Source organism: Peribacillus frigoritolerans, assembly GCF_004358755.1.
Lineage (GTDB): Bacteria > Bacillota > Bacilli > Bacillales > Bacillaceae > Bacillus_P.
The window spans coordinates 23390-36830 of the sequence record NZ_SMZY01000001.1; the positions used below are offsets into that span (position 1 = coordinate 23390).

The following is a 13441-nucleotide window of genomic DNA, read 5'->3' on the forward strand; positions in this document are numbered from 1 at the left end:
ATGTTTTGAATGGGAATGAAACGCAAAAAGGTTTCAGTGATCGGTGCTGGCTTTACTGGTGCGACAACTGCATTTTTATTAGCTCAAAAAGAACTTTCAGATGTCGTATTAGTAGATATTCCGCAGCTTGAGAATCCCACTAAAGGGAAAGCTTTAGATATGCTGGAAGCAAGCCCTGTTCAAGGATTTGATGCTAATATTATTGGAACAAGCGATTATGCAGATACAGCTGATTCTGATATTGTCATCATTACAGCAGGCATCGCCCGCAAACCAGGTATGAGCCGAGATGACTTAGTTCAAACAAACCAAAAAATCATGAAAAGCGTTACAAAGGAAATTGTGAAATACTCTCCAAATACAATCATCATTGTTTTAACAAATCCTGTCGATGCTATGACATACACTGTGTATAAAGAATCAGGATTCCCGAAAAGCCGTGTAATTGGACAATCAGGAGTGCTTGATACAGCCCGATTCCGTACATTCGTAGCACAAGAGCTGAATCTTTCAGTGAAAGATGTAACAGGTTTCGTACTTGGCGGACACGGAGATGATATGGTGCCGCTCGTGCGCTACTCATATGCAGGCGGTATTCCCCTAGAAACATTAATCCCGAAAGACCGTTTAGAGGCTATCGTTGAGAGAACACGCAAAGGCGGCGGAGAAATTGTTAACTTATTAGGCAATGGCAGCGCTTATTATGCTCCAGCAGCTTCATTAGTTGAAATGTCAGAAGCGATCCTTAAAGATCAGCGCCGAGTAATCCCTGCGATTGTTTATCTCGAAGGCGAATATGGCTATAAAGGAATTTATCTAGGTGTTCCAACTATCCTTGGAGGAAACGGGCTAGAGCAAATTATTGAGCTTGAATTAACGACTGACGAAAAAGAAGCATTAACAAAGTCTGCAGAATCTGTAAAAAGCGTCATGAAAGTTCTTACTTAATAACTCAGAAGTTGGAGATAGATCTCCAGCTTTATTGAGAATGAAATTGTAAACGTTTTCACTATTGGAGGTGACCGAAAATGCTGCTTGGCAAAAAAAGAAAACTTGGGAGACAAATCGATGAAATCACTACAGGAGAAAAATTAACACTTACTGAGAAGATTGAAGATAAAGATCTGCTCCTGTATCTTGGTCTGACAAATGATGCAAACCCGCTGTACATTCAGCATGACTATGCTTCGTTAACACCTTATGAAAAACCGATTGTACCAAGTATCATGCTTACAGGAATTATTACTTCTGCTGTTTCTAAATATTTGCCGGGACCAGGAAGTCACATTCTGCAGCAGAATCTCTCGTTTCCACTGCCAGTCTATCATTACAGCATGATTCAATTTTTCTTTGAAGTCATAGATGTTAATAAAGAAGAGAATCAGATCACCTTGCGTGTAGAAGCGCATAATGAAAAAGAATTGCCTGTTATCGAAGGATCGATCATTGTTGTACCGCCTGTTCAGCTTTCATCAATGGACGGACATGCTCTTGAAAACTTTTAACTTGTCATACCAGTGTCCTAAAGCGGATACTGGTATTTTTTTGGCTTTTCCTTATGCTTTGTTGCATTTAGACTAATGCTTAAAACCTCTACTGGAGCGGAATGGAACGGACAACATTTATAATCAAAAAACAAGAATTTATGCGAAACAGCCTTTTTTTGATTCGTGTCCTTATGTTCTGCTAAGAATACAATAGGAATTTGTCTGCTTTTATTGGTCATTCTAAAGAATAGTAACCTGCCTGATTATAGGAGAACTGTACGATCTGAAAGAAAACATTTGTTCAATTACAACTATCCTCTATAATGGAGATATAAAAAGAGATAAGCAATTTGGATTGTTTGGGGTAAAACTATTTGGTGGAGGCTTATATGAGTAAGAAAATTCTGGTCGTAGATGACGAACAATCAATTTTAACCTTGCTTCAATACAATCTTATTCAAGCGGGTTTTGAAGTAATTACAGCAATCGATGGAGAAGAAGGTCTCGAAAAGGGGCTGAATGAATCACCAGATTTAATGGTGCTCGATCTCATGCTTCCAAAAATGGACGGCATAGAGGTATGCAAACAGCTTAGACAAAAGAAAATCATGGTGCCGATTCTGATGCTGACAGCAAAAGATGATGAATTTGATAAAGTTCTTGGCTTAGAACTTGGCGCAGATGACTATATGACAAAGCCTTTTAGCCCAAGAGAAGTTGTTGCTAGGGTAAAAGCCATTTTAAGAAGAACACAGACTTCATCTGATCCAGAAATTAAAGAACTTGATACTTCTGAAAGAATGATGATTGGAGATCTGAAAATCCTTCCAGAACATTACGAAGCCTATTTCGGGGATGAACGTCTTGAGCTGACTCCTAAAGAATTCGAACTTCTTGTTTATTTAGCCAGACATAAGGGCCGCGTGCTGACAAGGGACCAGCTGCTGAGCGCTGTCTGGAACTATGACTTTGCCGGAGATACACGAATAGTCGATGTACATATCAGCCACTTGCGTGAAAAAATTGAGCGAAACACAAAAAAGCCGCTCTACATAAAAACGATAAGGGGACTGGGATACAAGCTCGAGGAGCCAAGAATGGATGAATAGGTTTCGTTCACGCCTGATTTTTGCTCTTATCACGCTGATCATTGCGGTTTTAATTGGCCTTGGGCTGCTTCTTGGACAAATTTTCGGCAGTTATTATATGAATTCCTTTCAAGAGCGGATAAAAGAAGAGGCAAAAATAACGGAACTTTTTATTCAGGAAAAGGGATTGACTTCACCTAATTTTGATTCATTTCTTAAAAACTACAGCGAAACAATCAAATCTCATATTACAATTTATGACCGAAACGGAAATGTATTAAAGGATGCCGGGCCTTTTCAGCAAGATCATGATGCAATTGCAAAAGAAATTCTTATAAAACACCGCAATTCCAATAAAGGATTCAAACTCAGTATCGAGGAAGAAAATCTTTATATCTATGGTTTGCCTTACTATGAGAATGATGTGAAGCAGGGCTACATTATCCTTAGCTCAACAGAAAATTCCTTAAAGAAAATCAATCAGCAAATATGGGGGCTTCTTATTGCGAGCCTTGGTTTGGCTCTTCTAGTCATTCTCCTGCTTGCTTTAAGGATTACTTCCCGTTATACAAAACCGATTGAATCAGCCACAAATGTGGCTATGGAGCTTGCAAAAGGCAACTATAAAGCGAGAACGTATGAAGATCATCTTGATGAAACCGGCATGCTCAGTCAATCCATCAATGTTCTTGCAAGAAATCTCCAGGATATGAACCGTGCCCAGGAAATGCAGCAGGATCGTCTCCAGACACTAATAGAAAACATGGGAAGCGGCTTGATTTTGATTGATGGCAGAGGATATATCAATCTAGTCAATCGCGCCTACAAAGAATTATTCAATATTGAATCCACCGACTTTTTATATAAGCTTTATTATGAAGCCTTTCAGCATAAAGAAATTGTTGATCTGGTCGAGCACATCTTTATGACCGAAATCAAGGCGAGAAAACAGCTGCATCTTCCTCTTAAAATAGAGCGCAGGCATTTTGAAGTATACGGTGCTCCGATTATTGGCACCAATGATGAATGGAAGGGCATTGTTCTTGTTTTTCATGATATTACGGAACTGAAAAAACTTGAGCAAATGAGAAAAGACTTCGTTGCGAACGTATCTCATGAGCTGAAAACGCCCATTACATCGATTAAAGGATTTACAGAAACGCTGCTTGACGGTGCACTCGAGGACAGGCAGACCCTGGAGTATTTCCTTTCCATTATTCTTAAAGAAAGTGACAGACTGCAAACCTTGATTCAGGACTTGCTTGACTTATCAAAAATAGAACAGCAGGGCTTCAAGCTTAATCTTCAAAACTGCAATGCAAAGGAGATCCTTGAAGAAGTCATTATCATTCTTAGAAGTAAAGCAGTTGAGAAAGAAATTGAGTTATCACTTCATGTGAATTCCGATGAACTGTATGTGTTTGGGGATGTTTATCGTCTAAAGCAAATCTTTATTAATCTTATTAGCAATGCCTTGAACTATACGCCTAAAGGCGGTAAAGTCCAGGTGTTTTTAAAAGACGGTGAAAGTCATGCAGCTTTTATTGTCAGTGATACAGGAATTGGAATTGAAAAAGAAGAAATTCCAAGGATTTTTGAACGTTTTTACAGAGTAGATAAAGCAAGAAGCCGAAATTCGGGAGGAACGGGGCTGGGACTTGCTATTGTTAAACATTTGGTTGAAGCGCATAAGGGGCAGATTTTTGTAAACAGCACGGTAGGGGAAGGAACCACTTTCACAGTAAAGCTGAAAAAAAATCATCATTTGGAGTAGGGTTTACATATTATTTACATCACATTTAATTTTGCTTAATAAAGTGCTGATAATATAATAAGTGAAAACCCCTTCATCCAAGGAGCCAATCTTTTGGACGAGAACATTCCCTGTTCTCGTCCCTTTTTTTGTTCTATTATTTAAACTGCTTCCAAAAAAATGAAACTTTTTCACCTAACCTGCGTAAATATTTGGGAAGGTAAAAAGGGGGCATAGAAATGATCAGCATCAAGCGCATTTATACAATAATCGGAGCTGTCTTATTAGTGATTGTTCTAGCTATTCTTGCATTTACAACCTGGTATACGGTGGATGAATCGGATCAGGCTGTTATTATCACATTTGGTGAAGTGGAAGAAGGCATCAGTGAACCCGGGCTTCACTTTAAAATGCCATGGCCGGTTCAATCTGTAGAAAAACTGTCAAAAGAAACATTCAGTCTTCAGTTTGGCTACACAGAAAAGGATGGAGATGTAAAATCATTTCCAAAAGATACAAAAATGATCACAGGTGATGAAAATATTGTTTTGGCTGATATGGTTGTGCAATGGAAAATAACCAATCCTGAAAAATATTTATTTAACTCGGAGGATCCTCAGGAAATTTTATATGATGCAACATCTGCATCTTTAAGAAGTATTATCGGAAGTTCAATTATTGATGATGCACTAACATCCGGAAAGGTAGAAATTGAGGAAGATGTACAGGAACTGTTAATCTCCCTTGTTGAAAAATACGATATCGGCATCTCTATACTTGCAGTTAAGCTTCAGGATGTTGATCTGCCGAATGATGAGGTCCGTAAAGCATTTACAGATGTAACAAGTGCACGTGAAACAATGAACACTAAAATAAATGAAGCAAAGAAATACTCGAATCAGCGGACTCAAGAGGCAGAGGGAGAAAAAAATGCATTAAAATCAAAAGCTGAAGCGGATAAAACCGCAAGAATAGAGAAAGCGCGCGGTGAGGTAGCTACATTCAATGCCGTTCTGGGTGAATATCAGAATGCTAAAGCAATCACGGAGAAACGTCTGATCCTTGAAACGATTGATCAAGTGCTTCCGGGAGCAACGATTTATTTTATGAAAGATGACGGCAACACAATGAAGTATTTCCCGATTGGCGACATGCAAAAGCAAACAGAGGCAAAGCCAAAAGCAGCAGATGAAGAAGGAAGTGATAAAAATGGCCAATGATAATCTAGTCAAAATGAAAAATCAGCGCAGAGATTTCAGCGGATACGGAAAATATATCCGCGCTGGGATCTGGCTTATTTTAACGCTCATCCTTGCCATTGTCCTGCTTACAAATCTGTTTGTAGTAAAAGAAAATGAGTACAAAGTAATCCGCCAGTTTGGAGAAGTTGTAAAAATTATTGAAAAACCTGGACTGCACATAAAAATACCATTTGTTCAAACGGTATCTTCCATTCCAAAATACCAAATGACTTTTGACGTAGAAGAGGCGGAAATAAACACAAAAGATAAAAAGCGGATCTTGATAGACAACTATGCTGTGTGGAAGGTAGATGACCCGAAAAAATTAATTGCCAATGCAAGAACGCTTGTAAACGCAGAAACAAAGATGGCGGAATTTACGTTCTCAACCGTTCGTTCTGAGCTTGGGAAATTAAACTATGATGAGATCATCAACGATGAAAAATCATCCAGGGGAAGCATTAACGATAAAGTAACGGAGATTGTAAATTCTCTTCTTGAAAAAGACGGATACGGCATCAGTGTAACGGACGTGCGGATTAAACGGACAGATCTGCCGGAAGATAATGAGGAATCGGTTTATACCAGAATGATTTCAGAGCGACAGTCAACGGCACAGGAGTATTTATCCATGGGAGATGCGCGGAAAAATACGATTATTGCAGAAACAGACCGGACGGTAAAAGAAATGCTTGCTAAAGCAGCTGCAGACGCAGACGTCATCCGAAGCCAGGGTGAAAAGGAAGCAGGTAAAGTTTACAATAGCTCTTATTCAAAAGACCCAGCATTCTATGAGCTGTACCGAACACTGGAATCCTATAAGAAAACAATCGGCAATGAAACAGTCATTATCATGCCGTTTGACTCCGAATATGCCAAAACATTGATGGGTGAGACGGAATAAACCTAATCAGCTAAACAGAAATATAAGCCCTTGATTTTCTTTCTTTCTGCCTCTCATGGTAGAATAGAGAAAGATAAATCATGGGTTTTTTCTTATGAAAAACCCATGAATAAGGTGTATTTCTTACATACAGGAGGTTCGGTTGAATGACAAAAAAACTCGTTCTCATTGACGGGAACAGCATTGCCTATCGCGCTTTTTTTGCCTTGCCATTGCTGAATAACGATAAAGGCGTACATACGAATGCTATATATGGATTTACTATGATACTTATGAAAATACTTGAGGATGAAAAACCTTCACACCTTCTTGTTGCATTTGATGCAGGGAAAACTACTTTCAGACATGAAACGTTTAAAGAATATAAAGGCGGAAGACAGAAGACCCCGCCTGAGCTCTCTGAGCAGTTTCCGTTTATCCGCGAGCTGCTGGATGCCTACAGCATATCACGCTATGAACTTCCGAATTTTGAAGCCGATGACATTATCGGAACTCTATCAAAGCAAGCTGAACGTGATGGATTTGAAGTGAAAGTCATCTCGGGTGATAAAGATTTAACCCAGCTTGTTTCAGATCATATAACAGTTGATATTACGAGAAAAGGAATTACAGACGTTGATTCCTATACACCTGAGTTTGTTCAGGAGAAATATGGACTTGTTCCGGCTCAGATTGTGGATATGAAAGGATTAATGGGTGACAGCTCGGATAATATCCCCGGAGTTCCAGGAGTTGGAGAGAAGACAGCGATTAAGCTGCTTAAGGAGCACGAAACGCTTGAACGTCTCCTTGAATCGCTGGATCAGGTGACCGGTAAGAAGTTAAAAGAGAAGCTTGAAGAAAACAAGGATCAGGCCATCATGAGCAAGGAGCTTGCAACAATCAACTGTGCTGCACCTGTAGAAATAACACTAGCTGATGTGCAGTACGGGGGCTACGATGTAAAGAATGTTGCAGGAATTTACAAAGAACTGGGGTTCAATTCATTGCTTGAGAAGCTTGGTGCGGAAGCAGAGATTGAGGAACAGCCAATTGAGGATGTCGAATATGAAACCGCGGAAGACATAACAGATGATCTGCTTACAGATGAAGCTGTATTAATCGTTGAAGTATTGGAAGAAAATTATCATAACAGCGACATTATTGGTCTTGCGATCATAAATGAGAACGGAAACTATTACGTTCCGACTGAACTGGCTTTAACCTCTGAAAAGTTTTTAAAGTGGGCGTCAGATCATACGAAGCGCAAAACTGTGTATGATGCTAAACAATCGATTGTGGCTCTTCATTGGCAGGGGATTGATCTGAATGCGGTTGAATTTGATGTTTTGCTTGCGGCATACATCTTAGACCCTTCACAAACGTTTGATGATGCGGCAAGTGTTGCCCGCCATAAAGGCATACATATTGTTCAGTCAAATGACGCTGTTTATGGAAAAGGAGCCAAGAGGGGGATTCCTGATACAGAAAAACTTGCGGAACACTTAGTGCGCAAAGGCATTGCTCTGCAAACTGTCAGAGAAAAACTGCAGCTTGAGCTGGAAGAGAATGAACAGCTTGAACTTTACCAGGATCTTGAAATGCCGCTTTCAATCATTTTGGCTGAGATGGAAGCAACAGGTGTGACGGTTGATGTGAACCGTTTAAACGATATGGGGCAGCAGCTGACTGAACGGTTAAAAACGCTTGAAGAGAATATCCATCGCTTAGCCGGTGAAGCGTTCAATATTAATTCTCCGAAGCAGCTAGGAGTCATTTTATTTGATAAGCTTCAGCTTCCGGCAGTTAAAAAGACGAAAACAGGCTATTCTACATCGGCTGATGTCCTGGAAAAACTTGCGGATAAACATGAAATCGTTCAGGAAATCCTTCACTACCGTCAGCTTGGGAAGCTGCAGTCAACCTATATTGAAGGATTGCTTAAAGTTGTTCACCGCGACACAAATAAAGTTCATACAAGATATGTTCAGACATTGACTCAGACTGGGCGGTTAAGCTCAACAGACCCGAACCTGCAGAACATTCCGATCCGATTAGAAGAAGGGCGGAAAATTCGTCAGGCCTTTGTCCCTTCCGAATCCGACTGGGTAATGTTCGCTGCAGACTATTCTCAAATTGAGCTCAGAGTTCTTGCCCATATAGCAGGAGACAGAAATTTGATCGAAGCCTTTCAAAATGATCTGGACATTCATACAAAAACAGCAATGGATGTCTTCCATGTTGAAGCTGACGCCGTGACTTCCAATATGAGACGACAGGCAAAAGCCGTAAACTTTGGAATCGTCTACGGAATCAGTGATTATGGTCTATCTCAAAGCTTAAATATTACCCGAAAAGAAGCGGGTGAATTTATTAAGCGTTACCTTGAAAGCTTCGAAGGTGTTAAAGAGTACATGGAGGAAATCGTTCAGGAAGCAAAGCAAAATGGCTATGTAAAAACGCTGCTTCAGCGCCGCCGCTATATTCCAGAGATTACAAGCAGGAATTTTAATGTGCGCAGCTTTGCCGAGAGAACGGCTATGAATACTCCGATACAGGGAAGCGCCGCTGATATCATAAAAAAAGCGATGATTGATATGGCTGCACAGCTGAAAGAGAAAAAACTGAAAACGCGATTATTGCTGCAGGTACACGATGAATTGATCTTTGAAGCTCCTAAAGATGAAATTGAAATTCTTGAAAAACTGGTTCCGCAAGTGATGGAGCATGCAGTTGAACTCAAGGTGCCGCTTAAAGTTGATTATTCATTCGGATCATCTTGGTATGACGCAAAATAAGGAAGTGATAAGATGCCTGAATTGCCAGAGGTTGAAACCGTCAGACGAACACTTATTGAACTTGTAAAAGGAAAAACAATTGCAGCGGTTTATATCCATTGGCCTAAAATTATTAAAAGACCTGAAGTGACCGAACAATTCCAGGATGCTGTAATTGGCCAGACAATCCATGATGTTGGGAGACGGGGAAAGTTTCTTAAATTTTTCCTTGATGATTATGTGCTCGTTTCACATCTGAGAATGGAAGGAAGGTACGGCCTTTACAAGGACTCTGACCAGATTGATAAGCATACACATGTTGTATTTGTGATGACAGACGGCACAGAACTAAGGTATAAAGATGTACGAAAGTTTGGAACAATGCATCTTTTCAAAAAGGGAGAGGAAGAACTAGATCTTCCTTTATCGCATTTAGGACCTGAACCTTTTTCTGAGCATTTTACAGTGAGTTATCTAAGCGAAAAGCTTCAAAAAACAAATCGTAAAATAAAAGTTGTCCTGCTTGATCAAAAAGTGATGGTTGGACTAGGGAATATATATGTTGATGAGGCTTTATTCCGTGCGGGCATTCACCCTGAACGCCCTTCAAACGAATTGTCGGATGAGGAAATGATAAAGCTGCACCATGAGATTATTCTTACTTTAAGCGAAGCGGTTGAAAAAGGCGGAAGCACCATAAGATCTTACGTCAATACACAAGGACAGATTGGTATGTTCCAGCTTGAATTGTTTGTTTACGGAAGAACGAATGAGCCGTGTAAAGTATGCGGAAAAACATTAATCAAAACAGCTGTAGGGGGCAGAGGAACACACTACTGCGAAAACTGCCAGCGATAGAACTTTAACAACTCATAGGTCATTGTCATATACTACCGTAGCTTTTGCGGAAGGGGCATGGTTTATGGTTGCAGTTACATCACTCTTTTTATTAGCATTTGCAGTAAGTTTGGATAGTTTTTCAGTCGGGTTTACTTATGGATTAAGAAAAATGAGCATGCCGATTAAGTCAATTATTATTATTGCCTGCTGTTCAGCAGTGACTTTGCTTTTAGCAATGGGAGCAGGGCATCTGCTCACGTCCTTTCTTCCTCATAGTCTGACTGCTAAACTTGGTGGCATCATCTTAATTGCTATTGGAGCCTGGGTTCTTTATCAGTTTTTTCGTCCGGTAAAGGAAATGACTCAGGAAGAATCGGAGAAAACACTGCTCAACTTAGAGATTAAATCGTTTGGCATCGTGATTAATATATTGAGCAGGCCAACTGCGGCAGATCTGGATAAATCCGGAACCATTACAGGAATAGAGGCACTGCTGCTTGGTTTTGCGTTATCACTGGATGCGTTTGGAGCGGGTATCGGCGCTGCTCTATTAGGTTATTCACCTATTATGACCAGTTTGCTGGCAGCTGTTATGAGCTCATTGTTTGTGGCGTTTGGTATCAAATCGGGCCATCTGTTTTCACGGTTTGCCTGGATGGATAAACTCACTTTTTTACCAGGTGTCCTGCTGATTGTTTTAGGCATCTGGAAGCTTTAGGCAAGGGGGATTCAAAGTGACATTGGCGATTGGATTAACAGGAGGCATAGCAAGCGGTAAAAGCACAGTCTCAAACATGTTTAAGGAAGCAAATATCCCGGTAATTGATGCAGATGTAATCGCCAAACAAGTAGTGGAAGCGGGAGAACCTGCTTATCATTTAGTCGTGGAGACTTTTGGCCGCAGCATCTTAAAAGATGATGGCTCAATTGACCGTGAAAAGTTAGGCAGCATCGTTTTTCAGAACGAAACAGAGAGAAAAAAACTGAACGGCATCGTTCACCCTGCAGTCCGCAGGGAAATGCTTCAGCAAAAAGAGGATGCTGAAAAAAGAAATGAGCCTGCAGTAGTGCTGGATATTCCTCTCTTATTTGAAAGCAATTTATCACATATGGCAGACCTGACCGTTGTTGTTTATGTAGACCCCAGTGTGCAGCTTGAGAGGCTGATGAACCGGAATCAATTGACTAAGCAGGAAGCTGAATGGCGGATTCAGTCTCAGCTGCCTCTAAAGGATAAAAAGGAGAAAGCAGACGAAGTAATTGATAACAACGGCTCGCTTCAGTCAACGAAAAAGCAATTCGAAGATCTGATGAAAAAATGGAATCTTGCTTCTGAATGAAGCTTGATTCTTTTTTTGAAAAAAAAAGAATTTAATCATCCTAATAGTGGTTAAATGTGATATACTATTTATGAAATTAAGCATATATTAGTATATCACATAATCCGGAAGGGGTAATGGTATGAAAGCGAAGATTGCCATTAACGGTTTTGGTCGCATTGGGAGAATGGTATTTAGAAAAGCAATCTTTGAAGAGAATTTATCGATTGTAGCGATTAACGCAAGCTATCCGGCTGAGACGTTGGCGCACATGATAAAATATGATACAAATCACGGGAAATTCGAGGGAGAAGTTCTTCCATTCGATGATTATTTACTTGTAAATGGACAAAAAATTCAGCTGCTGAATTTCAGAGATCCAAGGGATCTGCCTTGGGGATTGATGGATATCGATATCGTCATTGAAGCAACGGGTAAGTTCAATGACGCCGAAAAAGCCATGTACCATGTACAGGCAGGGGCCAAAAAAGTTGTCTTGACGGCACCTGGCAAAAACGAAGACGTAACAATTGTGATGGGCGTAAATGAAGAGGCTTACAATAATGAGCAGCACGTTATTATTTCCAATGCTTCCTGCACAACTAACTGTCTCGCTCCAGTTGTGAAAGTACTCGATGAGCAATTCGGAATTGAAAACGGATTAATGACGACAGTACATGCTTACACAAATGATCAAAAAAACATAGATAATCCTCATAAAGACCTTCGCAGAGCAAGAGCCTGCGGCCAGTCTATTATTCCTACAACTACAGGAGCCGCAAAGGCGCTGTCGCTTGTATTGCCGCATCTTCAAGGGAAACTGCATGGCATGGCGCTCAGAGTGCCGACGCCAAATGTTTCACTGGTAGATCTTGTAGTGGATGTGAAGAGGGATGTAACAGTTGAGGAGGTAAGCTCAGCATTTATGACTGCTGCAAGCGGGCCTTTGCAAGGAGTGCTTGACTTCACAACAGAGCCGCTTGTTTCCATAGATTTCAACACAAACCCTCATTCTGCAATCATTGATGGTTTATCAACAATTGTGATGGCAGGCCGCAAGATAAAAGTGCTTGCGTGGTATGACAATGAATGGGGATATTCTTGCAGAGTCGTTGACTTAGTCCAGTTTGTTGCTTCAAAAATGAAGAAGCTGTCTGCAGTTTAATAGGATGATAAAATGAAAACAGGCTGCGCTTGCAGCCTGTTTTTTTTTGGCCCAGAATGAGTGTTAGTTCCGCAAGAGTTATGTAAATGTCTGGATATTCACAGTTATCAGCTTTAGCAAGTAATCGCCAACCAGTATCGTAATCAAAAAAATGGGCTGCTTAAAAAATCAGTTTTGACGGGCTCTGCGGTTCATGTGAGAAAAGGTGCTGTATTTTTTCAAAAAAAGTTTGTTGCAAAAACAAACTAAAGGAAGTATACTATTTTTCGTGAACTTCTTACTAAGCGCGGCCTTGTGGCTACTTAAAGGGTTAGGACCTCTTTGGACTAACTTTCCCCCGTGGTAGTTGAACAATCCATTTGCGAAGAATTCATGTAAACTAATTTTGCTAAAGGGGGATCCATTAAAAATGGAAACAATGGGAAGACACGTTATCTCAGAATTATGGGGATGCGACTTTGATAAGCTGAACGATATGGAATACATTGAAAAGACTTTTGTAAATGCTGCTTTAAAATCAGGTGCCGAAGTACGCGAGGTTGCCTTTCATAAATTTGCTCCACAAGGTGTAAGCGGAGTTGTTATCATCTCTGAATCACATTTAACCATCCACAGCTTTCCTGAACACGGATATGCAAGCATCGATGTATACACATGCGGTGACTTAAATCCGAATATTGCTGCAGACTATATTGCAGAAGCTCTTGGAGCACAAACTCGCGAGAATATCGAAATTCCGCGCGGCATGGGTCCTGTACAAGTTAAACAAGCTCAAGTAAAAGCTCTTTAATGATGAATGATTTTAATGTAAAATAAAAGAGGTGCGAACTGCACCTCTTTTTCTTATGCTTCATATTAATTTTTTGAAATGATAAAAAACTCAGTGCT

Annotated in this window: 12 protein-coding genes; all 12 read left to right on the forward strand. The window is 40.3% G+C overall.

The window, feature by feature from the left end:
* The first annotated feature begins 9 nt into the window (after window positions 1-9).
* The 12 genes from mdh (at window position 10) to speD (ending at window position 13343) form a co-directional block, all read left to right on the forward strand.
* Window positions 10-948: a malate dehydrogenase gene (gene mdh / locus E2R53_RS00115; RefSeq protein ID WP_133309882.1), complete on the forward strand. Its 939-nt coding sequence runs from the start codon at window positions 10-12 to the stop codon at window positions 946-948.
* Between the two features lie 80 nt (window positions 949-1028).
* Window positions 1029-1505, forward strand: coding sequence for a MaoC/PaaZ C-terminal domain-containing protein (locus E2R53_RS00120; protein WP_133309883.1), 477 nt, complete (start codon window positions 1029-1031; stop codon window positions 1503-1505).
* A 371-nt stretch (window positions 1506-1876) separates the two neighbouring features.
* Window positions 1877-2596 carry a response regulator transcription factor gene (locus E2R53_RS00125; RefSeq protein ID WP_133309884.1) on the forward strand — a complete coding sequence of 240 codons (720 nt, stop codon included), beginning with the start codon at window positions 1877-1879 and terminating at the stop codon, window positions 2594-2596.
* Window positions 2589-4349, forward strand: a complete 1761-nt coding sequence (gene pnpS, locus E2R53_RS00130) for a two-component system histidine kinase PnpS (protein WP_133309885.1) — start codon at window positions 2589-2591, stop codon at window positions 4347-4349. Before E2R53_RS00125 ends, pnpS begins: the two co-directional genes overlap by 8 nt.
* Before the next feature lie 218 nt (window positions 4350-4567).
* Complete coding sequence (gene hflK / locus E2R53_RS00135) at window positions 4568-5548, forward strand: FtsH protease activity modulator HflK (RefSeq protein ID WP_133309886.1); 981 nt, start codon at window positions 4568-4570, stop codon at window positions 5546-5548.
* Complete coding sequence (hflC, locus tag E2R53_RS00140) at window positions 5538-6473, forward strand: protease modulator HflC (protein ID WP_133309887.1); 936 nt, start codon at window positions 5538-5540, stop codon at window positions 6471-6473. The genes hflK and hflC overlap by 11 nt, the downstream gene beginning before the upstream one ends.
* Before the next feature lie 146 nt (window positions 6474-6619).
* The gene (gene polA / locus E2R53_RS00145) at window positions 6620-9250 is read left to right on the forward strand and encodes a DNA polymerase I (protein ID WP_133309888.1); all 2631 of its coding nucleotides are present in this window, start codon (window positions 6620-6622) and stop codon (window positions 9248-9250) included.
* 12 nt (window positions 9251-9262) lie between these two features.
* A complete protein-coding gene (mutM, locus tag E2R53_RS00150) occupies window positions 9263-10087 on the forward strand; it encodes a DNA-formamidopyrimidine glycosylase (RefSeq protein WP_133309889.1) in 825 nt (274 codons plus the stop codon).
* Window positions 10088-10151: 64 nt separating this feature from the next.
* Entirely contained in the window at window positions 10152-10787 is a 636-nt protein-coding gene (gene ytaF, locus E2R53_RS00155; protein WP_133309890.1) for a sporulation membrane protein YtaF, read from the forward strand.
* A gap of 16 nt (window positions 10788-10803) precedes the next feature.
* Window positions 10804-11409, forward strand: coding sequence for a dephospho-CoA kinase (coaE, locus tag E2R53_RS00160; protein ID WP_133309891.1), 606 nt, complete (start codon window positions 10804-10806; stop codon window positions 11407-11409).
* Between the two features lie 121 nt (window positions 11410-11530).
* On the forward strand, window positions 11531-12553 hold the full coding sequence (locus E2R53_RS00165; RefSeq protein WP_133309892.1) for a glyceraldehyde-3-phosphate dehydrogenase: 1023 nt from the start codon (window positions 11531-11533) through the stop codon (window positions 12551-12553).
* Between the two features lie 409 nt (window positions 12554-12962).
* A complete protein-coding gene (gene speD / locus E2R53_RS00170) occupies window positions 12963-13343 on the forward strand; it encodes an adenosylmethionine decarboxylase (RefSeq protein ID WP_070877709.1) in 381 nt (126 codons plus the stop codon).
* The last annotated feature ends 98 nt before the right edge of the window (window positions 13344-13441 follow it).